Source organism: Pseudoalteromonas sp. CNC9-20 (assembly GCF_022347875.1).
Taxonomy (GTDB): Bacteria; Pseudomonadota; Gammaproteobacteria; order Enterobacterales; family Alteromonadaceae; genus Pseudoalteromonas; species Pseudoalteromonas ruthenica.
On the sequence record NZ_JAKRFS010000011.1, the window covers coordinates 16684 to 41943 of the forward strand.

Annotated in this window: 18 protein-coding genes; 6 read left to right on the forward strand and 12 right to left on the reverse strand. The window is 47.2% G+C overall.

All coding sequences use genetic code 11. The annotated features are described in order from the left end of the window. Window positions 1-4 precede the first annotated feature (4 nt). Together MHM89_RS18525 and add are read left to right on the forward strand one after the other, a co-directional pair. Window positions 5-2671, forward strand: a complete 2667-nt coding sequence (locus MHM89_RS18525) for an ATP-binding protein (protein WP_235420174.1) — start codon at window positions 5-7, stop codon at window positions 2669-2671. Window positions 2672-2733: 62 nt separating this feature from the next. Then, window positions 2734-3738 carry an adenosine deaminase gene (add, locus tag MHM89_RS18530; protein ID WP_045979492.1) on the forward strand — a complete coding sequence of 335 codons (1005 nt, stop codon included), beginning with the start codon at window positions 2734-2736 and terminating at the stop codon, window positions 3736-3738. 1 nt (window position 3739) lies between these two features. On the opposite strand, the gene MHM89_RS18535 is transcribed toward add, so the two are convergent. The 4 genes from MHM89_RS18535 to MHM89_RS18550 form a co-directional block, all read right to left on the reverse strand. Continuing rightward, complete coding sequence (locus tag MHM89_RS18535; protein ID WP_138549049.1) at window positions 3740-4153, reverse strand: CBS domain-containing protein; 414 nt, start codon at window positions 4151-4153, stop codon at window positions 3740-3742. A gap of 151 nt (window positions 4154-4304) precedes the next feature. Beyond that, entirely contained in the window at window positions 4305-5018 is a 714-nt protein-coding gene (gene fre / locus MHM89_RS18540; protein ID WP_045979494.1) for an NAD(P)H-flavin reductase, read from the reverse strand. A gap of 69 nt (window positions 5019-5087) precedes the next feature. Next, window positions 5088-6554 (reverse strand): 4-hydroxy-3-polyprenylbenzoate decarboxylase, encoded by a 1467-nt coding sequence (ubiD, locus tag MHM89_RS18545; protein WP_053911849.1) that lies wholly within the window; start codon window positions 6552-6554, stop codon window positions 5088-5090. 58 nt (window positions 6555-6612) lie between these two features. Further along, the gene (locus MHM89_RS18550) at window positions 6613-6918 is read right to left on the reverse strand and encodes an MliC family protein (RefSeq protein ID WP_239409443.1); all 306 of its coding nucleotides are present in this window, start codon (window positions 6916-6918) and stop codon (window positions 6613-6615) included. A gap of 381 nt (window positions 6919-7299) precedes the next feature. On the opposite strand from MHM89_RS18550, the gene MHM89_RS18555 reads away from it, so the two are divergent. Continuing rightward, on the forward strand, window positions 7300-9258 hold the full coding sequence (locus tag MHM89_RS18555; RefSeq protein ID WP_239409444.1) for a S9 family peptidase: 1959 nt from the start codon (window positions 7300-7302) through the stop codon (window positions 9256-9258). Between the two features lie 108 nt (window positions 9259-9366). On the opposite strand, the gene MHM89_RS18560 is transcribed toward MHM89_RS18555, so the two are convergent. The 5 genes from MHM89_RS18560 to MHM89_RS18580 form a co-directional block, all read right to left on the reverse strand. Then, entirely contained in the window at window positions 9367-10653 is a 1287-nt protein-coding gene (locus tag MHM89_RS18560; protein WP_239409445.1) for a hypothetical protein, read from the reverse strand. 121 nt (window positions 10654-10774) lie between these two features. Beyond that, complete coding sequence (locus MHM89_RS18565; protein WP_239409446.1) at window positions 10775-11626, reverse strand: tetratricopeptide repeat protein; 852 nt, start codon at window positions 11624-11626, stop codon at window positions 10775-10777. 63 nt (window positions 11627-11689) lie between these two features. After that, window positions 11690-13084 (reverse strand): M20/M25/M40 family metallo-hydrolase, encoded by a 1395-nt coding sequence (locus tag MHM89_RS18570; RefSeq protein WP_239409447.1) that lies wholly within the window; start codon window positions 13082-13084, stop codon window positions 11690-11692. 114 nt (window positions 13085-13198) lie between these two features. Further along, window positions 13199-15268 carry a TonB-dependent receptor gene (locus tag MHM89_RS18575; protein WP_239409448.1) on the reverse strand — a complete coding sequence of 690 codons (2070 nt, stop codon included), beginning with the start codon at window positions 15266-15268 and terminating at the stop codon, window positions 13199-13201. 51 nt (window positions 15269-15319) lie between these two features. Next, complete coding sequence (locus tag MHM89_RS18580; RefSeq protein ID WP_152440082.1) at window positions 15320-15919, reverse strand: DNA-J related domain-containing protein; 600 nt, start codon at window positions 15917-15919, stop codon at window positions 15320-15322. 72 nt (window positions 15920-15991) lie between these two features. Between MHM89_RS18580 and MHM89_RS18585 the strand changes: the two genes are divergently transcribed. Further along, the gene (locus MHM89_RS18585; RefSeq protein ID WP_045979501.1) at window positions 15992-18778 is read left to right on the forward strand and encodes an ATP-binding protein; all 2787 of its coding nucleotides are present in this window, start codon (window positions 15992-15994) and stop codon (window positions 18776-18778) included. On the opposite strand, the gene MHM89_RS18590 is transcribed toward MHM89_RS18585, so the two are convergent. The 3 genes from MHM89_RS18590 to trxA form a co-directional block, all read right to left on the reverse strand. After that, entirely contained in the window at window positions 18770-20032 is a 1263-nt protein-coding gene (locus MHM89_RS18590; protein WP_239409449.1) for a methyl-accepting chemotaxis protein, read from the reverse strand. The two genes, MHM89_RS18585 and MHM89_RS18590, sit on opposite strands and share 9 nt — an antisense overlap. A 116-nt stretch (window positions 20033-20148) precedes the next feature. Beyond that, window positions 20149-21408 (reverse strand): transcription termination factor Rho, encoded by a 1260-nt coding sequence (rho, locus tag MHM89_RS18595; protein ID WP_022943569.1) that lies wholly within the window; start codon window positions 21406-21408, stop codon window positions 20149-20151. Window positions 21409-21581: 173 nt separating this feature from the next. Continuing rightward, window positions 21582-21908, reverse strand: coding sequence for a thioredoxin TrxA (gene trxA / locus MHM89_RS18600; protein WP_022943568.1), 327 nt, complete (start codon window positions 21906-21908; stop codon window positions 21582-21584). Window positions 21909-21999: 91 nt separating this feature from the next. Between trxA and rhlB the strand changes: the two genes are divergently transcribed. Together rhlB and gppA are read left to right on the forward strand one after the other, a co-directional pair. Then, on the forward strand, window positions 22000-23271 hold the full coding sequence (gene rhlB / locus MHM89_RS18605) for an ATP-dependent RNA helicase RhlB (RefSeq protein WP_022943567.1): 1272 nt from the start codon (window positions 22000-22002) through the stop codon (window positions 23269-23271). Window positions 23272-23326: 55 nt separating this feature from the next. Next, window positions 23327-24820: a guanosine-5'-triphosphate,3'-diphosphate diphosphatase gene (gene gppA, locus MHM89_RS18610; protein WP_239385989.1), complete on the forward strand. Its 1494-nt coding sequence runs from the start codon at window positions 23327-23329 to the stop codon at window positions 24818-24820. Window positions 24821-25260 lie beyond the last annotated feature (440 nt).

A 25260-nucleotide genomic window follows, 5' to 3' on the forward strand; every position in this document is an offset into this window, starting at 1 on the left:
GGTAATGAAGAATCTCTTTAACTTAACCTTTGTAGTAGCACTGGGTTACTTCATTACCGGCTTTTTAAGCAACGCGCTACTGGCTATTGATGGCTATGCGGTGGCTTCCTGGCCCCCCTCAGGAATAGCGTTAGCGGCATTATTGATTGCAGGGCGGCGAGCGTTGGTTGGCATTGTGCTTGGCGCGTTGATGACCAACTTACTTCACCTTGAAGTGGTCGCCGACATCTTACACTGGCAGGTTGCTTTGCATGCGGCCTCCGTGACTGCAGCTTCAACTGCTCAGGCCTTTCTAGGTTACTGGGTCATCACTCGAATAATAAAAGCGCCTCTGGATCTCTCAGACCTCAAACTGACCATCACCAGTATTATTTTCGGTGGACCAGTCGTTTGTGTCTTCGCCGCTGCAGTGGGTACTGAGCTGCTTATCACTAATGGCGTTATTCCTGAGGTGGCGCGATGGGACAGCTTCGTCACTTGGTGGATAGGCGATAGCATCGGAGTTATGATTTTTACTCCGTTGTTGTTGGCAGGCTTTAACTTCGCGGTGATGCGTCATCGCTTACAAGTGATTGTGCCATCCATGGTGATTTATGCGGCCATTAGCCTGACCTTTTATGCTGCTGCAACCAATAAGCACAATAAAGACCAAGAATTATTCCAAGCTCAAGCTCAGGTCGTTGTTGACCAATTCGACGAAATTCTTACTCGCCTGCGGGCCAATACTCAAGTGTTAGCATCCTTCATTGGTAATCAACAGTCGGTGACTCGTGGCGAGTTTCGTGAGTTTACGGCTAAACAGATGAATTACAACCCAGAAATCAACGCGCTGGTGTGGATGCCTAAAGTAAAAAGCCAAGATATCGCTCAGTTTGAGCAATCTACCACGGTGGAAATGAGCAACCCTTTCAAAGTGTTTGCCCGCTATGAGCGCGACACCAATAACGGCGCACACTTTCCGGTTTACTACGGCCACTTTTCTCAGGGAATGCGACAGGTTTTTGGTTTAGATATCAGTGCTGAGCCTTATTTTAAGCATCTTCAAGCTTATAAAGGTGAACTCTTCGTCACTGATACCTTTGCGCTAGAGAGTAGCCCTCAAGGAGACTTAGGGTTTTTGGTGTTGTCGCCTGTCAGAGCCAAAGATAAAAGTATCAGAGGGTATGTGGCTGCGGTGGTTAGCTTGCCCTTGTTGTATCGCTCGGCGATGGCCAACCTGACCTTTAATAATGTTGGGGTTGAGCTGGTGGATATGAGTGCGCAGCCTCATAAAGTTATTTTACCTTTAGCGCAGTCCGGACCCGTTATCATGCGTCATGACTTTGCGATCGCTAACCGCCAATGGCAACTTAATTTGCACCGTCAAGGAATAGCCCACGCATGGTCTGGCTACTGGTATGCACAGGTCATAGGCATGTTGTTTGTATGGTTACTAATTACTTTTTTAATCGCTATTACCGGCAGTAATATTCGGGTGCGTGACCAAGTAGCAAAACAAACCCGGGTGTTACGAGAAGAAAAAGCCAAAGCTGATAGTGCCAATGACGCTAAGTCTCAGTTTCTGGCTAACATGAGCCATGAAATTCGTACGCCAATCAATGGCATTAAAGGTTTGCACTATTTAGCGTTGCAACAACAAGATTGGCCACAAGCACAGCAATATATCACTCAAGCCGACAGTGCTCTGAGCGTATTACTTCGGGTGCTCAATGATATCCTCGACTTTTCGAAAATGGAGGCGGGCAAACTAGAGTTGTATCAAGAGCCTTTAGAACTTGAAGAGCTGTGCAAAGAACTAAAACACCTTATGAGTGTGGAAGCGGGTAACAAAAGTTTAGTGATCGACTATGAAATTAACGAGGGAGTGAACCCTGTATTCCACACCGATGCAATTCGCCTTAAGCAAGTGTTATTAAACCTGCTGAATAACGCCGTTAAATTCACCCAGCAAGGGGCGATCCGCCTAAAGGTAGACGAACACGATAACGAGCTTTGCTTTAGTGTCACGGATACCGGCATGGGCATTCGCGAAGATATTCAAAAGCAATTGTTTAAGCCCTTTTCTCAAGCCGATGGCTCCACCTCGCGACGCTTCGGCGGCACAGGATTAGGCTTGAGTATCTGTCAGAAACTGGTCACCTTAATGGGCGGGCGTATTTCCCTAGAAAGTGAAGAGGGGCTAGGCTCGTGTTTTCGTGTCTATTTGCCCAAACAAAGCCCCTTAGCTGTGCGTCCCGATGTGCCCAAGGCAAAAGAGCAAGCCACTTTGGAGTTAGACCTCACCGGCGTCGCTATTTTGTTAGTTGAGGATAATTTATTAAACCAACAAGTTGCCAAAGCCATGCTCGAGGGCAAAGGAGCTCAGCCTGATATTGCTAACGACGGTGTCGAGGCTATTGAGATGGTGAGTGAAAACCACTATGACTTAGTTCTAATGGATATTCAAATGCCGAACATGGATGGTTTAACCGCAGCTAGAGCTATTCGCAATGAGCTACTGCTAGACGACTTGCCAATTATTGGGCTCTCTGCCAATGCTCAAGAGCATGACTTTAAGCTGGCTGAGCACTACGGGATGAATGATTATGTGGTCAAACCCATAGACGCGGAGCGGCTATTTAGTAGTATCGCCATGCAATTAAAACAGCACCCAGCGAAGCAGCACGCGTAGCTTGAATTTATCCCTCAAGTGCGTATGATCCGCGAAATTTTATCGAAACCTAGGGGGTCATTATGATCAATCGCCAGTTACCATTGCTCGACTTACACCGCCACCTTGATGGCAATGTGCGTGCCAAAACAATTTTAGAGCTTGGTCAGCAGTTTAATCTTGACCTTCCAGGCAGCGATCTTGAATCGCTACGCCCTCATGTTCAGGTAATCGAGGTTGCTCCAGACTTAGTCTCATTTCTGGCTAAGCTGGATTGGGGAGTGAAAGTGTTAGGGGATTATGACGCCTGTCGTCGTATTGCTATTGAAAATGTCGAAGACGCAGCTGCACAAGGTATTGACTATACCGAGTTGCGCTTTAGCCCCTATTACATGGCGATGAGTCATGGTTTGCATCCGCAAGGTGTAGTAGAAGCGGTGGTTGATGGTATCCACAGCGCGGTGCAAGAGCATGACGTTCAAGTCAACTTAATTGGCATTTTATCGCGTACCTTTGGCCAGCAAAAGTGCCAGCAAGAACTCGATGCCATCTTAGCCTTCAAAGAGCACATGGTCGCCGTTGATTTAGCTGGTGATGAGTTGGGCTTCCCCGGGGAGTTGTTTGTTGATCACTTTAGGCAAGTTCACAAAGCCGACTTGCGAGCGACTATTCACGCTGGCGAGGCCGAAGATTCACGCAGTATCTGGCAAGCCATTGAAGGATTAGGGGCTGACCGCATCGGCCATGGCGTTAACGCCGCTAAAGACCCCAAGCTGATGGATTATTTGCGCGATCACCGTATCGGTATTGAATCTTGCTTGACCAGTAATGTACTGACCAGCACAGTGGCTCAAATTGATACACATCCGCTCAAACAATTTTTAGAGCATGGTATTTTGGCTAGCATCAACACCGATGACCCAGCGGTGCAAGGTATCGAGCTTGCTAATGAATATCAGCATGCTGCCTACCAAGCCGGCCTCAGCCAAGAGCATATCACTCAGGCCCAAGAAAACGCCCTGACTATCGCTTATTTAAGTGACGGTGATAAAGCTGCATTAAAAGTGAAAGCGGCGCAGCGTTCATAAATTAGGCTGCATTGCAGCTTTGATAGCTGCGACTTAGCGCATGTAAAACCTGAGTACGGCTAACGATGCCTATCACTTTGTTTTGCTCCACTACGGGGTATTGCTTGGGTTTATGAGGTTGTTGCATTTTTAGCGCAACCTCCAGCAGTGGCGTCTGTGTGGATGTTGTGAGCACATCTTGGTGCATCACATCAGCCACTGTAATGCGGCCATCACAAAAATAGCTATTGATGGTCAGCGGTGCCAGACAATCCTGCTCCGACAAGTAACCCACCAACTGTTGTTGCTCATCAACAACAGGTGCGCCTATAACTTGGTGCTTCTTGAGCAGCGCAATGGCCGCTGTTAGTTCCAAGTCTGGGCTGAGAGAAAGAAAGCTGCGGCTCATAGCATGCTGTACTTTTAAATCGAACATAATCTGTCACTCCTTTAAGTCTTAGGAGCAGTGTAGGCTTGTCTTTTTGATAGGTAAAAGGGAATAAATAAATGGAAGTGTTCGATTTAACGGATGGTTGAGTGAGAGTTAGCCCTACATCGGTGGAATGTAGGGCTTTAGGTTGTTGCCTCTATTTGATAAAAGCAAATGCGTCGGCAAACATATATTCGCGCTGGGCACCATGCTCTATGAAGTCGTCGCGTACAATGCCTATCATGTCGAAGCGTCCCGCCATATAAATAGAGTAAGGCTCCAAGGAAACAATGTCTTTCATCACCGCGTGGTGCACAAGGCCGGTATGACCATGCCATTCACCTTGAGGCTGCTCAACCACCGGGATAAAAGTGAAGTTACTGCGTTTAGCTGCCCACTGCTGCATTTCCTCTTTGGCATATAAAGCATCTTCATGCTTCACACCCCAGTAAAAAAAGACGGGACGGTCACAGTCAATTTCAGCTAGGTGGTCGGCCATTGATTTTACGTATGAAAAACCGGTGCCACCGGCTAACAATACCACCGGACGGGTGCAGTCGATGCGTAACTGCGATACGCCTAAACCTACTTCAATCAGCGCTTGGGTGCCATTTTCATGGTGCTGGCGTAAATGATCGAGGGCTTGCATCGCATAGCTATCAGCGCCCGATGCGCCGATATGCAGCTCAATTTGCTGTTTTTGGCTTGGGCGGCTGGCGATAGAGAAGGCGCGCTTATCTTTCTCGGCTAAAACGAGCTGCAAGTAGTGACCCGCTTCAAACTCAGCTGGCTGCTCTGGTGCCAAGACAACCTTGGAAACAAATTCTGTCAGTGGCGTGATGCTTACCACATCCGCTTTTAGTGTTTGCATGATTAACCTTTATGATTTTAGCTGCGCCACAGCGTATCACATAAGCGGCTGTGGCGATAAGTCTGCACTTTAGTCGATACCTAGGGAATCCCAGATTTCGTCAACGCGTTGTTTGACCTTGTCATCCATAACGATAGGCTCACCCCATTCGCGATCCGTTTCTCCTGGCCACTTATTGGTTGCGTCCATGCCCATTTTCGAACCTAAGCCAGAAACAGGTGAAGCAAAGTCGAGATAATCGATCGGGGTGTTTTCCACTAGGGTGGTGTCGCGAGCGGGGTCCATACGGGTGGTGATCGCCCAAATGACATCATTCCAGTCGCGTGCGTTGACATCGTCATCACAGACAATGACGAACTTAGTGTACATAAACTGGCGTAAGAACGACCAGACTCCCATCATTACTCGTTTTGCATGTCCTGGATACTGCTTTTTCATGGTCACTACGGCCATGCGGTATGAGCAGCCTTCTGGGGGCAGGTAAAAATCGACAATTTCTGGGAATTGCTTTTGCAGTATAGGTACAAATACCTCGTTCAGGGCGACGCCTAAAATAGCCGGCTCATCGGGTGGGCGGCCAGTATAGGTGCTGTGATAAATAGGATTTTCACGGTGCGTAACATGCGTCACCGTCATAACAGGGAAGTCATCGACCTCATTGTAATACCCGGTATGGTCACCATAAGGCCCTTCTGGGGCGCGCTCGTCTTGAGCAATATAACCTTCAAGCACGAATTCGGCACTAGCGGGAACCTGTAAATCATTGGAAACGGACTTGACCACTTCGGTCTTACCGCCACGAAGTAAACCTGCAAAGGCGTATTCACTCAGAGTATCGGGCACAGGTGTTACCGCGCCTAGTATGGTGGCAGGGTCGGCTCCGAGGGCAACCGACACCGGGTAAGGTTCACCCGGATGCTCTTTACACCACTCTTGAAAGTCAAGCGCACCACCGCGATGGGATAGCCAACGCATGATGATTTTGTTTTTCCCCAGTAATTGCTGGCGATATATACCGAGGTTCTGACGTTTCTTGTACGGGCCCTTGGTAACGGTTAGGCCCCAAGTGATCAACGGTGCAGCATCACCCGGCCAGCAGTGCTGAATGGGCAGGCGGGTTAAATCTACTTGCTCCCCAGCTAATACTACTTGTTGGCATGGCGCTTTCTTCACTTCCTTCGCTGGCATGTTAAGCACTTGCTTGAACACCGGCAGCTGGCCTATAGCTTCTTTAATACCTTTCGGGGGCTCAGGCTCTTTTAAAAAGGCCAACAGCTTACCTACTTCACGCAAGGCCTCTACATTATCTTGGCCCATACCTAGGGCTACGCGTTCAGGAGTGCCAAAGAGGTTAGCTAATACCGGAATGTCGTAACCTTTGGGGTTTTCAAATAATAGGGCTGGGCCTTTAGCGCGCAATGTGCGATCGGCTATTTCCGTCATTTCCAGGTAAGTATCGATGGGCTGGCTAATTCGTTTGAGCTCGCCGCGCTTTTCCAGTAACGCGATAAAGTCGCGAAGATCTTTATATTTCATTACGCCTCGTTAAGCCTGAGTGTTTGCAGCATTATACTGTAACCCAATGGAAAAGCGATCAGTGGCTACGGTGACACTGCCAGGTTTCACTCCCTATCATTAGCATTGCTTCATCGCCCTTGCCCCAGAAGGTCATTTCACCGTTAGTATATTTACTCCCGGAGGCTGAGCGTTCTCCCGATAAACTGTAAGTATCGCCGTCAAGCGTTAATGTGGCCGTGCTGTCGTTATATTCGACCTTTAATACCGATCCAGAATCACACCGATAGCTAATGCCAACGGAATTGTCGGATGGTTCTATGGATAACTCTGAACACGCAGATAACAAAGTGACAAGTAATAATATTATTAGGGAGGGCTTCATAAGTGAAAGACTCCTATTTTGTGGACAACTACAGTGTAGCGTATGCACTTAACTGGGCCTATTACCCTTTTTTAGGATTTATTGCAGCTGCGTTAGCTCACCGTCTTTTTGCTATGACTTGAGCGCCTGACCCTTTGGGTGAGCGACGATAAATAAAGTTATCAGCACAAACAAAAAATCGCGGGCGCATTCGGTGCTGGTATTGCGCTGAATCCGCATCGCACACAACGTTGGGCTAGAGACTGGCGTTTGTGCTGATGTTAGCAACCCTTTCATCTAGTCCGTAGCTGGAACCATGATTGCTATCGCGGTACACTCTTGTAACTTATTTAACAAAAATAAAAAGTACTACTTTTAAAATGCATTTCATGGAGTGAAATAATGAAATTATTTATTGCCCTGCTGTTGGGGCTTGTTAGCACGGCCGTTGGTGCCGAGGAAGCCAAAACAGAGCTTATTCCCCTAGAACATTTCTCCCGTAGCGCACAGTACCACTCTCTTAAATTATCTCCCGATGGCGCCTACTTAGGGGCGATGACCAAAAAAGAGGGCAAGGATGTTCTGTTTATTCTTGATACCGAAAACTTCAAAATGCATCACGGCGTCAGTTTTCCCGGCAACGCACAGGTTGGCGATTATCAGTGGGTCAATAATGAGCGCGTGGTGTTAAGCAAAGAATATTTACGAGGCTGGAAAGACCATCCTGAGTATTATGGTGAATTATTTGGCGTAAACGTCGATGGTAGCCGCTCTAAATATCTGATGGGCTATCAGGGGGAGCAACAGACAGGCTCGCGTTTACGAAAGGCGACCTCCGTATACGGCACCTCTTATATTCTTGACCCATTGGTTGATGATGAGCGACACATGCTGGTGGTTACCTACCCTTGGACTGGCAGCAAGGAGCCCCATACCATCGTTTATGAAGTGGATGTGTATCGCGGGTTGCGCCGTCAGGTCACCCGTTCACCGTCGCGTATGGCGCAGTTTTTAACTGACGAGCAAGGACGCTTGCGGGTATCGGTCTCTACTGATAATTACACCGATCAAGAGATTCACTTACGTGACCTTGATGAGGGTCAGTGGGTTGAGCTTGAGCGCGGGGCCATGGGGTTGTCAGATATCAAGTTGCATGGCTTTAACCAAAAAGGGGATGTCGTGTACGCCAGTGCCTCTAAAAATGGTGAACCAGCTGGCCTTTATAAGTTGAACTTAGAGACTAAAACCCATGAATTGGTCTATCAAGAAGAGCATGTCTCTCCTAGCAAGGTATGGGTTGATGAGGTCGATAAATCGGTATTCGCGATTGAATATGAAGCGCAATATCCTAATTATGCTTTTGTCGATAAGAATGCGCCTATGGCAAAGCGTCTTAAGGGGCTTTTACAAGCAGTCCCCGGGCGCCAAGTGCGTATCACCAGTAGCACCGAAGACGGTAACCTTAGTGTGGTGTGGACAGGTAGCGATCGTCACCCCAGTAGCTTTTACCTGTTTAATGCCAGTACCAACGAGTTGAAGTTTTTGTTCTCGTCGCGGCCTTGGATTGATACCACGCAAATGTCACAAACCAAGCCCATTCAATATACTGCGCGTGATGGGCTGAATATTTACGGTTACTTTACCGTGCCCCATGGTAAGGAATTAAAAGACTTACCATTAGTTGTACTTCCCCACGGCGGCCCCCATGGTCCTCGTGACTGGTGGGGATTCGATCCTGAAGTACAGCTCTTGGCTAGCAGGGGCATAGCTGTGTTGCAGGTCAACTTCAGGGGCTCAGGCGGCTTTGGTGGCAACTTCCAGCGTGCAGGGTATCGCAAATGGGGCAGTGATATTCAGTATGACATCATTGACGGTGTTAACTACGTGACAGAGCAAGGCTGGGTTGATAAAGATAATATGTGCATCATGGGAGCCAGCTTTGGCGCCTACTCAGCATTGCAAAGCGCTATTATTGAACCCGATATGTTCCAATGTGCGGTGGGCGTAGTCGGGGTCTATGATTTGCCGTTGATGTTTGATGAGGGTGACGTAGCTGCTCGCGATAGTGGCCAGCGCTACTTACGCAAGGTCTTAGGCAGCGACAAGAAGCAGCTAAAGGCGTTCTCACCGAGTTACAATGTCGACAAATTAAAGGCGCCCGTACTCATTGTTCATGGAGGAGAAGATCAGCGCGCCCCCATTGAACAGGCCGAGTCTTTGATAGCCGCCCTAGATAAGGCCGAACATCCGTATCAATATGTGTTGCTGGAGGATGAGGGGCACGGCTTTTATAACGCCGAGCACCAACTTCATTATTACCAGCAGATGATCGCGTTTGTCACTGAACACCTTAATTTATAAAGGTTTAGCTTGTGATTGAGCGATGTAAAAAGGCCCTGTTTTAAAACAGGGCCTTTTAGTAAGAAAATGGCCTACAGCCGCAAGGGCAAGCAGGCCACGGGAACAAACTTAGTGTGCGTGGTCATGCTCATCTTCAGCGATACCTAACCACTGCAATTTACTGGCAGCAAAGTTAAGCTCTTGGGTCGCAGTGATGGCCTGCGACTCTAAGTCCACTTTGTGTAGCATGTTCTCTTGCTGATTGAGCACGTAAAGAGCTTCCTCGTCTGCGGCAACCGCTAACTGGTAGTTCTCTGATACCTCCGAAAAAAGGTTGAAGTGAGTGCTGTGATGCCAGCCTCCATCGCCTTCAAAAACGTGTAAGTCACCGTGATTATCGAGAATAAAGTAAGCACCGTGATGAGCGCTAAAGGTGCTAGCCAAAGCATCGACGTCGGCTTCATCACGCCATAACACTTCGGTCATATCATGATTTTCTGGATCGAGGTTAAACAATCGCTTTGCTGAGGTAATGGCAAGCAGATCATGCGAGTTATGACTTGCTTTGATGGTGCCAATGCGACCCTCAAGCCCCTCTGGGTTGGCTATCTTATGAGCACTGAAGCTCGTATCTTGCTGCTCTATTAGCAGTACTCCATCGCTACAACCAAAGGCGATATGTTCTTCATTTTGCGCGCTGCCGTGGAGCATCGGGCAGGTTGGTGCAAAGCGTAGTTCATGGTGAAGATGATCATCATGGCGGTGAAACAGCTCAACTTGGCTAGGCAATACAGTGTCACTGCTAGCCTCTCGATAGGTTGCTAGCACGTAGTCGCCGCGTATCTGTGCGGCACCATGCATATAAGTAGCAAACTCATGGTGGGCAATTACCTCACCTTCGCCAATATGATGATCGTCAAGCAAGGTGACTGATGCGTTGACCGTGTTTTGTTTATCACCATCGAAAAATAAGGCCGCTTGTTGCTCTGCAGCGTCAAAGTGTGTCGGCTTAGCACCACTAAGTTGTAACGATGACAAGCTAGGGGCTTGCTCGTAAGGGTGCATATGGTCGCCATGGTCTTCGCTATAAACGCCACCATCAATAAACTCTACTAAGCCTTGGTCTCGCTGGATCAGCGCGGCGTAACGCAATGAGGGTGTAGCGTACATGCCAGATACCACATGCGTTGTCGGTAGTAGCTCGACGAGGCTTAAGTCCTCAGCGTTAAATACGCTTACTTCAGCCTGTTCAGCCGCCGAAATTAACAGGCGTCCGGCAATGTGTTCATCATTATGCTCATGCTCTGAATGCTCTTCAGGTACAGCTTCTGTGGGTTGATTTAGGTCATCGATGCTGTCGCCACAACCCCACAATAATGTCGTCGCAACTAATAATGGTAAATAACGTAAGCGCAAAGCAAGCTCCTTAATAATTATTCTGGCTCCATGTTTTGTTATATAGTAACATTAAGATGTTATATTGCAACATAACATTGTTTGGTGCCAGTTTTTAGTAACAGCTAGGAGTTATCGCTTACTAGCTACAGTGCTTTAGCGCTATTTTAGCTTTAGGATGGTTTTGTTCGGCGGCTCTCTTAAACCACAGACATGCTTGTTGAGTGTCTTGTTCAGTGCTTTGGCCTTTTAAATACATGTCACCTAAGTTGTATTGCGACCAAGCATCACCTTGCTCGGCACCACGCTGAAAAGCGCTCAATGCCTCAGTCCACAAGCCTTGACGAAAATACTCAATACCTTTTTGGTTGGCTTGATTTAATTTAGGCCCTTCGTAGAGAGGTTTTGGCTTAGGTCGTGGACGAACGATGCCGCCGTCAATGTAGATATGCTCTGGGCGACGGGCTGAAATAATCGTGCCCTGCGCAAATAAAGGGGCGAGCTGCTGACGCTCAAGAGAGATGGAATTTGTTAAAAAGTAGCTATCAAGCATTAAATTATCCATGCTGATGGCTTTGTCTGTGCCGCTTTCTCGCTTATAAGTGACACTACTGACTTTGAAAGTGACGGTATCAGGATCAACAGCTTTAACCTGAAGCACTTGATACCCCGGCGCTGCGTCTTTACCAAGGGCACGACTTAAGCCTTGCTTTTCGAAAACGTACACATCCCAAACTTTGGGCGCAGCTAAGTTGGCAGCCATTTGTTGCCCTTGTTGGTGGTTATGATTAACAAGCAAAACCACTAATGCTGCAATAAGCCATAAGCCCAAGCTATGGTAAGTCGCCCAAATGAGCCAATGGCTCAGAGCTGCGCCGGGCCTGCCTAGCGGCATCAAGGGTAAGCCATAAGCACTGAGAACTGAATAGCGGCCAAAGCGTTTATTGATATGAGTCGGAGCGAGTCGCTCGGTGGGGACGGCAGAAACTGGCATACTAACATTCCTTGTTGCGCAAGTATTTTCACACTAGCGCAACTAAAAAATGTTAGCAAGATTTTATTTTGCTTGAATTTTGTCCTTAGCATCGGCGGCCATATAGGCAAAAACGGCATACGCAGCGGTATTTTGCTTTAGCTTATGTGGTTCGATTTTATCTAAGGTGTCATCAGCGGTGTGATGGTAATCAAAGTAGTCGGTGCCGTCTTGATGCAAGGCAAATATAGGGCTCGATTGTGCTCGTTCAAACGGGATTAAGTCCGGCCCTCCTCGGGCTGAGTTTGCGCCGATATAGGTTACATCAAGAGGTTTCAGTTGCTCAGCAATAGCGCGCACTATGGGTAAGGATTGGGCATGCACGTTCGATTCGAACGCATACACGACATCGGCGCCAAAATCCGATTCGGCGGCGGCAACGATGTGCTCTAACTCATCACTATGTGCTTTGACATAATCTTTAGCACCCCACAGGCCAAGCTCTTCAGCGGCAAAGAGAACAACACGAATACTTCGCTGTGGGCGTTTCACCGCTGCCACATGCTTTGCTGCTGCCATGGTGATTGCAACGCCTGCGCCGTCATCTAAGGCACCGGTGCCTAAATCCCATGAATCAAGGTGGCTAGCTAAGAGAACGTATTCATCAGGTTTACTGTGGCCAGTTATCTCACCAATCACGTTGTAGCTCTCGCCCTGTCCTAAATCTTCAGTTTGTATATTGATGTGCACGGTGACTTGTTCGCCGAGTGCGATAAGTCGCGCAATTTGATCGGCATCTGGGTTGGCAATAGCCACATTGGGGATCTTGCTTACTCCTTCTTTATAGTGACTGCCACCGGTATGAGCAAAACGGTGATGGCTGGTGCTGACTGAGCGCATCATATAGCCAATTGCGCCTTTTTGTGCCGCGACAACGGCGCCTGAACTGCGCGCTTTTACTGCAGGCCCATAACCATTGCCATCAATATCACGGTTCATACGATAGTTCACATAGGCAATTTTTCCTGCTAGCGAGCCGGCGGGTGCAGCTTGTAACTCTGCCAGCGTTTCAAACAAGACGATAGGAGCGGTTAGGCCGTCTTTTGCGGTGCTGACGCTGTTGCCTAAAGCCGTTAGATGCAACGGTTGTTTGCTAGGAGTGAGTATATGTCCTGATTCATGATAGCGACGCCAGTGTGGGAAGTGGGCTTTTTCGAGCCACACTTTATCGAAGCCGAGCCGTTCGAATTGAGCTTTGGCCCAAGCGACGGCCTTTTTATCATTCTCGGTACCCGGCAGGCGAGGGCCGACCTCGGTGGTAAGAGACTCTACGAGCTGCCAACTTAATTCGCTGTTTTGTGCTTGCTGACGAATTTGTGCGGTGTGTCGTAATTGCTCAGTGGTAAATTGCTCTGCGGCTGCTTGCTGTATTGGCGCTAATGCGAGTAGGGGCAGTGCCAACAAAGAGACAAACTTCATGGTTGTTCCTAGGTCTAGAGATAAAAGTGTATTTAATCACATCCTTACTCATGGTGATAATTTATGCGCTAGGTCGGGAGGGAAGGAGGCCGCCAATTGGCGACCTCTTTATGGTTAGAAGCTGAACTGGGCCGCAAGGCGGAAGTTCGTGCCTTCGCCAACAGTGACATTACTGACGCCACCGCCGGCAAGGTAGTCAGTATCAAATAGGTTCTCAATATTGAGTCTTAAGTCAATGTCATTACCGGCAAGCTTAAGCGCGTAGGTAGCACCGACATCGACGCGCGTATACGCATCTTTCTCAACGGTATTGGCACTGTCGGCAAAGCGTTTTCCGGTGTAAAAAACGCCAGCATTAAAGGCCAGGGCATCGTTAAGCTCATAGCGTGACCACAGTGAAGCCGACCACTTGGGTGCATCCGCAGGGCGGTTGCCTTCATAATTCTCATCACGTTCGTATTGAGCATTTAAATACATAGTGGACGCCATGACGAAAAAACGATCGGTGACCGCGCCCTGTGCGGCGAGCTCTAGGCCCTTATGACGCTGCTCGCCAACCTGTGTAGTGATTGAATCATAATCAGGGTGTTCAACGAGCTCAGTGACTAAGGTGCCGTCTTTACTGATATCAAACAGTGAGCCGCTTAGCAGTAAACGGTCATCGAACAACTGCCACTTAGCACCGAGCTCTATTTGCTCAGAAGTCACAGCGTCAAGTTTCATATTATGATTCTTGTCGGTTTCATTATTGAGCTTATCGGCGCCCTGCGGCTCGAAGCCTTCTGAGTAGCTGAGGTAAATCGTGGCGGTATCCAGTGGGTGGTAAAGTACGCCTAGTTTAGGAAGTACAGATTCATTGTCGGCACCGGTTTTATTTTGCTTATCGTAGCGCCCACCAATAGAGACTTGCCACTGTGGGTTCACAGTGATCAAATCCTGAATATAGATACCATAGTAGTCATATTCTGCGGTGTATAAGCTATCATCGCTCTGATAGCTTACATTGGGGCGGCTAGGCTGTTGCTGAGCGAGTGTGTAATCCACTGCATCTGCGCGGGTGCGAAGCTGTCCATAATAGTAATCTAGACTATTGGCACCAATCAGTAGTTGGTGTTGCATATTGGCCAGCTTAAATTCGCCAACAAAGTCGATGTAGGCGGTAGTAAATTGCCAATCATCAAAGCGATCATAGGGGCGCGAGGTGTAGCTATCACCGACTTGATAGTCGCTCGGTTTGCGCGGTGCTGACTCAAAACGTTGGCGCTCGAACGTTTGCTCGTTGTAGCCTACTTTCACTTGCCACTGGTTATTAATGAAATGGCGTACATCAAGGCCGATATTTTCCACAGTAATATCAGTGAAAGCCCAAGAAAAATCGTAAATCGTTTTATCGTCACCGATAAGCTCGCCATCGTTGTTTAGCCAAGCCCCAGTGTCTAATCCTGTTTTATCATCGGTGCGGTCGTAATGTACGCGTAATAAGGTGTCGTCCGTGAGGTCATAATCTAACACCACAGCGCCCAAAAAGCGGTCTCGTTCGCGTTCTTCGCCGCTGGGGTATTCGCGCCAGAAGTTCACATCTTGCTTGACTAAAATGCCGCGTCCGCGCAGGCGTTCATCTTCGGTTAGTGCAGAGCTTGCATCAAGCATAAAGCGAGTGGAGCCGTGTTGATCGATATCTGCCGCAAGGTTAATAAATTGATTGGCGGTGGGCTTTTTAGTCACCATATTGACCAATCCGCCCGGACCAGACTGACCATAGAGGATACTCGAAGGGCCTTTGATAACCTCAACACGCTCAAGGATTTCAATCGGTTGTTGGTAATGAGACCAATGCTGGTGGCCATCGCGTAGGTAGCCAGTCGATGAACTTAAGCCAAACCCACGCATGTTGAATGTCTCTCGGTTACGCTGTTTCGAACCCGATGTAAGGCTGGCGTCATTACTCAGTACTTCGCCGAGTGTGGTGGCCAGTTGCTCATTAACGATAGTGTCAGGAATAACAGTCACAGACTGAGCCGTCTCTAGCAGTGAAGTATTTGTGCGTAAGGCGCCTGAAGCGCTATCCACCTTATAGTCGTTAAAATAAGAGCCGACGACTTCGATCTTTTCCATGTTTTCAGTTGCGAGAGTCGCGGTAGGGAAGGCAGCTGCGATTGCTAAAGTGAGCGCGTGGCGGTTCATAATAATTACCTAGATAAAAAACAACGTTGCGCATGTTAATGAAAGTAATTATCAATTGCAATTGTTATTTTTTACTCGTACATATTGAAGTAACTGTTGGTATTCATTATGAATTTGTTGAAAGTCTGCGTTACTGTGGGTGTTTTTATCCGGGTGGTGCGCAAGCGCAAGCGCGCGCCATCGCTTTTTTAGTGCCTGCATTTGAATCGGCTGTGACAATTTCCAACGTTTGTTAATACGTGCTAGGGTCGTATCGTCTAAAGTGTTAATGGGCAAGGCTTGCCAAAACTGGTCTAACAAGTCTATAACTTGCTCGCGAGATAAGGCGTAATTCTGCCAATTGAGGTAATATTCTCGCAATGAATCGTTGCTGCTAGGTCGTTGTTTTGGGTGGCCGTAAACGAGCTGAATATGTAAACTAGATATGGACAAATAGCAGTCGCTTTTGAGCAATTCATCTTGCAGCTGAAACAGTGCATTCATAATGATGAAGTTGCGTTTAGCTAGATCGGCCATGGAGTCTTCATCCAGGCGGCCAAGGTGACCGTGTGCTTTTAATTGGCTAGCCAGGGTATGGACTTTCCAACTTTGACCGTCCGTTAAGAGCGCTAAAATAGGCTCTATGAGTGGGTTGTAATGTGAGTCGTCCATAATAAAACCGTTAACGTAATTGAGATTGCCCAGCGTAGGGTGTACAGGGTTTAAAATACAGTGAAATGGAATATGTCGCAAAGGAAGCTCCCTCGGTTACTGGTGTGTATCCAGTTACTTGTATGCTCACTTTTTACTAGCCTGAGCTATGGTGATGCGCTGATTGACGATATTCGCTCCCAACCTCAGCAATTGCAACGCGATTACGCCATCAGCAAACTCGCTCAACCTCTTTCTGAACCACAACAATTAGCAGTCAATGCCTTTATCGCCAAACAGTTTTTTGAAGACAGTAACTATGAAAAGGCGGCTCGCTACTATTTACGCGCAGAGCAACTAGCTGCAAAACACGGCACGGTAATTGAGCATTCCCGATATGCACAGATGCAAGGCGTTAGCCACTACTACCGGGGTCAAGATTTAACCGCCATTGAAGACTATCTTCGCGCCATCGAGATCATCGAGCAAATCGACAAACCCATTATTGCGGCGCATTTATATAATAATATTGGCCTGGCTTATTCTGGCGCAGACCAAATCGAAGCGGCCATCGCCTCTTATTCAAAGGCAAAAGAGCTTTACGATGAATATGGCGACGAATATGACCAAGTTAATATCATGCACAACATCGCCGTTGCTTATATGGACTGGTACCGCTTCGAAGCTGCATTTGATATTTATGAGCAAATAGGTGATAGCTTTGAGCGTTTGGGGGATACGATAGGGCAAGCGCAAATGGAGACTAACTTAGGCTCTATTTACCAATCACGTATGGATTTCGAACAAGCCGAAATTTACTACCAAAAGGCTCTGGTGAAGTACCAAGAAAATGGCGACCGCCCAAACCATATTGTCAATCTTATTCGCTTAGCTGAATTAAACTTCGTGCAAGGGCGTTTTGATGCCGCTTATACGCAAATGCGTGACGCCCAAGCGCAGGCTGAGGTAATGGATAATTTGCATTACAACAGCAATATTAAAGAAATTGAAGCCAAGTTGCTGTTCGCTAAAGGTCAATATAAGCAGGCACAGCAAGCGCTGCGAGAGGTATACACCATGCGCGAGCAGGTGACCGATGACAAAGCCTCTCCTGCGATTTCCTTAATTGAATTACTCGTGACTGCGGCGCAGGGTGATCATGTCAAAAGCGCATTGCTATACGAGCGCTATGAGCGCCAGCAGCAAGAGATGCTAAGCAATAAAATAGCCAGTTCTTTGAATGATTTCCAAGCTAAGTACAATGCCACGGAACTACAACAACAGGTTGACTCGCTCAAGCAACAGCAACAGTTAGACAAACTCGAAGCGCAGCAGCGTCGTCAAATGACATTTCTAGCTGCAGGTATACTGATATTGGCTTTTATCAGCATAGTGCTGTTATTCCGGCGCTCTGCCGAGCGCAAAGCCACGGCAATGCTAGAGGATAAAGTAAAGCAACGTACCAAAGAGCTGGAGGAGTTGGCCGATCAGCTCAGTGCGGCAAACGAAATAAAAAGCCAATTCTTGGCCAATATCAGCCATGAAATACGCACCCCCCTGACCTCTATTATGGGTCAAGCGCAAGCAATCATCGAAGGCGATGTGCCCGCCGAGCAAGTAGCCAAGGAGCTACGAGTTATCTACAACAATAGCCAACATCTTGGAGAGCTGATTAACGATGTACTCGATTTGAGTAAAATCGAGGCCAACAAGCTGGAGTTGGTTATTTCAACAGTGAGTATTTGTTCCTTGCTTGCGGATATAAATGCCATGTTCCAGCCAAGCGCATCACAAAAAGGCATTCTTTTTCGTATTAATAATAAGTTGCCAGCAAGCTTCGGCGCGGAATTTGACTACATTCGAGTAAAACAGGTGCTGGTGAACTTATGCTCTAATGCGGTGAAGTTCACTGAGCAAGGTGAGGTTGAACTTGCTATTACTGCTGATGAGCAAGGCGTGTGCTTTCGTGTAAAAGACACCGGGATTGGTATTGCTGAAGATAAGCTTGATGCCATTTTTGCGAACTTTAGCCAAGGTGATAACTCCATCAGCCGGCGCTTTGGCGGCACAGGCCTCGGTCTTAGCCTATCGCAGCAACTAGCGCAGATTATGGGTGGAGATATAAGCGTCTCCAGTGTTTTGGGGCAGGGCAGTACATTTAGCTTCTATATCCCTTGTCGTTGTATGGAAATGGACGAGCGCAGCAACGACACGATTCAGGCAGCACGGGCCCTGAGCTTTTCCGGTGAGGTGGTACTGGCCGAGGATCACGAGGATAACCGGAGACTAATTGAGCGTCTACTTACCAACTTAGGTATTAAAGTGCACAGCGCTGCTAATGGTGAACAAGCTGTAGAGCTTACTTTGCAGCACTGCCCTGATTTAGTGTTGATGGATATCCAAATGCCAAAAATGGATGGTCTTGAGGCTCTTAATTTGTTGCGCCAATGTGGCTATACGCAACCGATCATCGCTTTAACGGCGAACGCCATGACCCATGATATTGAGAGGTACAAAGCTGCTGGGTTCACTAATCACTTGGCGAAACCTATCGAAAAAGAAGAGTTTTGCCGCACCCTAGAGCACTTTTTGAACGTTGAAATAGACGCTCGTGCGGCTCAGAGTGTGGATATGAGCGACTTGCACGAAAGCTTTATGCACACCTTGCCAAGAGAGATCGAAAGCTTAGTAAATGCACACGCTCGTAATGACCTCGATGAAATTAAGGCCGTCGCCCACCGCTTAGCAGGGGCTGCGCAGATGTTTGCCAGCCAAACCATTGCGGAGTTGGTATGCGATATTGAACTTGCGGCAAAGTATCAGGATAAAGAGCAAGTCGGTGTATTAATCGAAGACTTGGCAAATCTGGAACTAGAATAAATCAATATCACCCGTAAGGTCCTCACTATGGCTTGTCGTTTGCGGCAGCGCATCTATGTGTTTTCGGCTGGGATCATTACGTTTGCGGGTATCATAATGTTCTTCACTGGTAATAAATAAGCTTATCTTCTGCTCTATACACTGTGCGAGATTGAGCAAGTCTTGTGATGATACTGATTGTATCCGCGAGCTAGACAGCGCGTCTGAGTTGAGCTCTTGCATGGCATCGACGCAGCTTTGCGCTCTATCCGACAACGTATGCTGTTGCTGCAGTTGACTGCGGATTCGTTCTGAATGGGCGCTAATGTCGAGCATGGAATGCTCTATTTGGTCGACCTCGTTAGTCGCTTGCGCGGATAATTCAACGGTTTCCTGTGTCAGCGAGATGCTTTGTTGCATCAACTCGGTGACCCGCTGCGTCCCTTGCTGAATATGGTGCACCATTTCCCGTACTTCACTGGTGGATTTAGTCGTGCGTGCGGCGAGGTGGCGAACTTCGTCAGCGACCACAGCAAAGCCTCGACCCATTTCACCCGCACGCGCCGCTTCAATCGCGGCGTTTAATGCCAGTAAATTGGTTTGTTCAGCAATGGCATTGATAACATCAATCACCGAACTAATTTTTTCGCTGTCTTGTTGCAACTGTGCTAATTCATCGTTGGTTTGTGCTATCTGTGATGACAGCGTTTGCATGCTGCGCTGGCTTTTATCAGCATCGATTTTGGTTTGCTTTACTGAGTTAGTTGCCAGCTCCAACGAACCACAAATATTGTCAATGCCATCACCGAGTTGGGTCGTAATGTGCAGCATGTCATTAAATGAGTTTACCATGTCGTTACCATGGGTACTTTGCATCATCGCTTTTTGAGTGACTGAGGAATAGGTATCGGTAAGTTCATCAGCCATCGGAAGGAGGCGTGCAGAGCTGGCATGAATCTCCATGATTAAGTGCTCAATAGTGGCTAAGCAGCTATTGAATACCAGGTAAGATTGGGGAGCGTGTTTGCTGTCATCAAAGCGAAAACTGACGTTCACTTTTTCTCCATCTACCAAGTGCTGTGCTAGATCAGCGGTCAGCTCATGGTCTTGTACAGAGCCTTGCTTCAAAACGTAGATAAATAAGGCGAGGATAACCACAGTGGGCAATAAAATAAGTGCGGTGTGCCACCACGATGATGTGAACTGGTAGGCCACTATCACTTGCGTGAGTGTTAATACCGCCACAAAGAGAAGGTAAAAATTTCTAAGATTCATTAGCTTACTGATTATATTTTGCCCTATCTAAGATATAGACTAATCTCGTCTAGGCGCAAAATAAAAAGGCCGCGACTGCAAAACAGTCACGGCCTAGGAGTAAGCTAAAGCAGTTATTACTTGCGCTTCATCGAATCAAAGAATTCATCGTTGGTTTTACACATGGCAAGCTTATCGATGAGGAATTCCATGGCATCGATTTCCGACATGTCATGGACAATCTTACGTAAAATCCACATCTTCTGAAGCTCATCTGCCTTGGTGAGTAATTCTTCGCGGCGTGTACCTGAGCGATTGAAGTCAATTGCTGGGAATACGCGTTTCTCTGCAATCTTACGGTTAAGGTGCAGTTCCATGTTACCTGTACCCTTAAACTCTTCGTAGATGACCTCGTCCATTTTTGAGCCGGTATCAATTAGAGCTGTAGCGATGATGGTCAAGCTACCCCCTTCTTCAACATTACGCGCTGCACCGAAGAAGCGTTTTGGTTTATGTAGCGCATTCGCATCAACACCACCGGTCAGTACTTTACCTGATGATGGGATTACGGTGTTGTAGGCGCGGGCTAAACGGGTAATGGAGTCTAAAAGAATAACCACGTCTTTTTTGTGCTCAACCAGACGTTTGGCTTTCTCAATTACCATTTCGGCTACTTGTACGTGACGGCTGGCAGGTTCATCAAATGTTGACGCTACTACTTCACCTTTCACCAAGCGCTGCATTTCTGTTACTTCTTCTGGGCGCTCGTCAATCAGTAAAACCATCAACTCACAATCAGGCTGATTGTAGCTGATAGACTGGGCAATGTTTTGCAGCAACATGGTTTTACCCGCTTTTGGCGGAGCAACAATCAGGGCTCGCTGACCCTTACCAATTGGTGAGGCTAAATCCAGTACCCGTGCGGTGATGTCTTCGGTACTACCATTACCACGTTCCATGCGTAAACGTTCGTTTGCGTGCAGTGGAGTAAGGTTTTCGAAGAGGATTTTAGTACGGGAGTTTTCAGGTTTATCGAAGTTAACTTCGTTCACTTTTAATAGTGCGAAGTAGCGTTCGCCATCCTTAGGTGGACGAATCAGTCCCGCAATCGTATCGCCAGTACGCAAACTGAAACGACGAATTTGGCTTGGCGAGACGTAAATATCATCAGGGCCGGCTAGGTACGAGGCTTCAGAGCTACGTAAAAAGCCAAAGCCGTCTTGCAAAATCTCCAAGACACCGCCGCCATAAATGTTTTCACCGCTTTTGGCGTGCGCTTTTAAGATTGAGAAGATAATATCTTGTTTTCTAAGGCGGGCTACGTTTTCTAAGCCCATAGACTCGGCTAGTTTTACAAGTTCTTTGATAGACTTGTCTTTCAGTTCGCGTAAATGCATATTGGTGGGTTCTTTAACTATTTATCGTCTCGAAATGGAAGTATCCCGAGTGAGGTTTTTGGATAAACTTAGGATTGTTGGGGTTATAAACTAGCAGCTCGAAAGCGCATCGTCCAGTGTTTAAACACAATTGTAGAGTAAAAAAGGGCCAAAGCCCTTTTTTAACGGCGTGATTACAGGTTGTTCTCTAAAAACTCAACTAGCTGAGCTTTAGATAATGCACCTACTTTCGTTGCTGCAACTTGGCCATCTTTAAATAGCAATAAAGTTGGAATACCACGAATACCGAACTTAGGCGGAGTGCCTGCGTTTTGGTCGATGTTGAGTTTGCCAATGCTTACACGGCCGTCAAATTCGCCAGCTACTTCGTCAAGGATTGGCGCAATCATTTTACAAGGTCCGCACCATTCAGCCCAAAAGTCGACTAGTACAGGCTTGTCTGATTGCAATACGTCAGCGTCAAAGCTGTCGTCAGTTAATTGGATAATTTTATCGCTCATCACGTTCTCCGTTAATTTTGGCGAATTTATTTAGTGCGTATTTAAACACTCTTGTTTCTTATTGCAAGTTTAAGCGTTATGCTTTATCGCTATGAATAAGACACATTTAACCGATAAAAAATTTGCAGACTTTGCTTTAGCACCGGAAGTGGTTGCCGGATTGCAAGCAAGTGGCTTTGAATACTGCACGCCAATTCAGGCAAAGTGTATGCCATACATTATGGCTGGCCAAGATATTGCTGGTCAGGCACAAACGGGCACCGGCAAGACTTTGGCGTTTCTTACGGCCACTTGCCATTACTTATTGCGTAGTCAAAAGCCATCGGGTCAGCAACCAAGAGCCCTGATCATGGCTCCCACTCGGGAGCTCGCGATTCAGATCCACAAAGACGCAGAAATCTTGGCGCCACACTGCAACCTTAAACTAGGTTTATTATATGGTGGCGAGGATTATGAAAAACAACGGGCACAGCTGGAAAAAGGTGTTGATATCTTAATTGGCACCACAGGACGATTGATCGACCTTTATAAGCAAGGTTGTTACACCCTCAATGATATTGAGGTGGTCGTCCTTGATGAAGCCGACCGTATGTTTGACCTTGGCTTTATTAAAGACATCCGTTATATGTTTAGGCGGATGCCAGAAGCAAGTGAGCGACTGAACTTATTGTTCTCCGCGACACTGTCTTATCGTGTCCAAGAGCTTGCGTTTGAGCACATGACAAATCCAGAGCATGTGCAAATTGAGCCGGATGTGAAAACGGGTAAGCGTATTCAAGAGGAGCTGTTCCATCCTTCACAAGAAGACAAGATGAAGCTGCTGCTAACCTTAATTGAAGAAGAATGGCCAGATAAAGCGATTGTGTTTGCTAATACTAAACACAGTTGCGAAACGGTATATGCATGGCTTAAAGCTGACGACCACAGAGTTGGGCTATTAACAGGCGATGTCAATCAGAAAAAACGTCAGTCTATCCTGGCGCAATTCACTAAAGGTGATTTAGACTTTCTGGTAGCTACGGATGTAGCCGCTCGCGGATTGCATATCCCGGAAGTAAGCCATGTATTTAACTATGACCTACCGGATGACTGCGAAGACTATGTGCATCGCATCGGTCGAACTGGGCGCGCTGGTGCTTCAGGACACGCTATTAGCTTTGCCTGTGAGCAGTATGCATATAACCTTCAAGAGATAGAAGAGTATATAGAACACAGCATCCCATTATCCCATTATGACAAGAGTGCATTGTTGGATGACATCAAAGCACCAAAAATGATTAAACGCCGAGGGCCGCAAGGACGTTCTCGTAATGGCGGTCGAGGCCAAGGCCAAGGGCAAAATCGGCGTCGTCAGCCGCGTTAGAAGTAAATGATCCCCAAGCTTGGCCTATGCCAAGCTTTTTTTGAGGTAATAACAAGTGGTGAAACCTTCCCTCCAAGATGATTTATATGCGGTAATCGATCTTGGCTCAAACAGTTTTCACATGCTGATAGCTAAGACCGTTGCTGGCTCTTTGCAAACAATTGGTCGGGTTAAACGTAAAGTACGTCTTGCAGCAGGGTTAGACGCGCAAATGTGCCTGAGCCAAGAGGCGATGGAGCGCGGTTGGGAGTGCTTGGCCTTATTTGCTGAACGCTTGCAGGATATTCCTGCCCATCAGGTGTGCATTGTTGCCACGGCAACGCTGCGCTTAGCCACTAACGCCGAAGAGTTTAAGAACCGTGCGCAAGAGATTCTCGGTCACCCCGTGAATGTTATTAGTGGTGAAGAGGAAGCTAAAACCATTTATCAAGGCGTTGCACACACTTCTTCATGCAGTGGCAAGCAACTGGTTATTGATATTGGTGGCGCGAGCACCGAGGTGGTGATCGGTGAAGGGTCCCACCCTATACATTATCAAAGCCTCAATATGGGATGTGTTACCTATCTAGAAGCTTATTTCAAAGACGGCGCTTTAAGCCAAGAAAACTATAATGCTGCTATTGCTGCGGCGAAAAATATTGTCGAGCCGATCGCCGCTAAGTATAAACACACCGGATGGGACTATGCCGCTGGTGCATCGGGCACCGTACAAGCAATTCAAGAAATTATGGTCGCACAGCGTCAGGACGAAACACTGACCTTGGATAAGCTCCATGATATTCGACAGCTAACGGTACAATATAGCAATATTGATAGCCTTCAACTTCCTGGCTTAAGCGAAGAACGTCGTTTGGTCTTTGTCTCTGGATTAGCAATCCTCATTGCTATTTTTGAAGTGTTAGAAATTGAAGCGATGGGCTTGGCCGGTGGTGCGCTTCGCGAAGGGGTGCTCTATAGCATGATCCCCGAACTACAGCGTAAAGATATTAGACAACGTACTATCGACAGCTTTGTTACCCGTTACCATGTAGATCATAGCCAGGGTGAGCGCGTAGCCTGTATCGCCAAATTGCTCGCCACACAACTGGCCAGTGATTGGCATTTGAATGAGACTGATCACGCTTTACTGCATAGCGCTGCAAAACTCCATGAAGTGGGTTTATTAATTGAATATAAGCAATATCCAAAACACGGCGCTTATATTCTTAAAAATACCGATATGCCAGGGTTCACTCGTCAACAGCACTTATTAGTGACGATGTTAGTGCAAAGCCACAAGGGGGACTTGAGTGCAAACCAGTTTGAGTCCCTTGGTGCGCACCAACAACTAGCGATATGTTTGGTTAGAGTTTTGCGTTTAGCTGTTATTCTCTCTATGCGCCGTAAAGATGATGTACTACCGCAACTAGCCATTAATGCTCAAGGTGAGGCACTCATCTTATCTATAGACTCGCAATGGTTAAAGCAACACCCGCTTATGCTAAGCGAACTTAACCAAGAGACACTCTACCAACGTAATGCTGGTTGGAAGTTAACCATCCAACAATAAAAGTCCTACAATAAAGCCGCCGAACAGCGGCTTTTTGTATTAATTTAAGCCGTAATGCCTAAATTAAAAGCAAACGATCCGTTTTTTGCAGTTTTCTTTAAAAAAGGGGTTGCGTGGAAATCGAATCTCCCTATAATGCGCATCCACCGACACGGCGGACTGCTTACAAACAAGCACTTCAACGAGTTGGGTGAGTCAAGTAAAACTGAGTTTTAAACAGCGCATTGAAAAATGCAAACTTCTTAAAATAAAGTGTTGACAATAAAACAGGGTTGAGTAGAATGCACAGCCCTCGAGACGCGAAAGCAACTCGAAACGTTCTTTAAAAATATGAAGCAATCATCTGTGTGGGCACTCGTACAGATTGAGTTCTAACAGCCGATTCTAGTTCGCTAGATGACGCAAACAAATTTAGAGTCTCAATTGAGCTGAGTGACCAA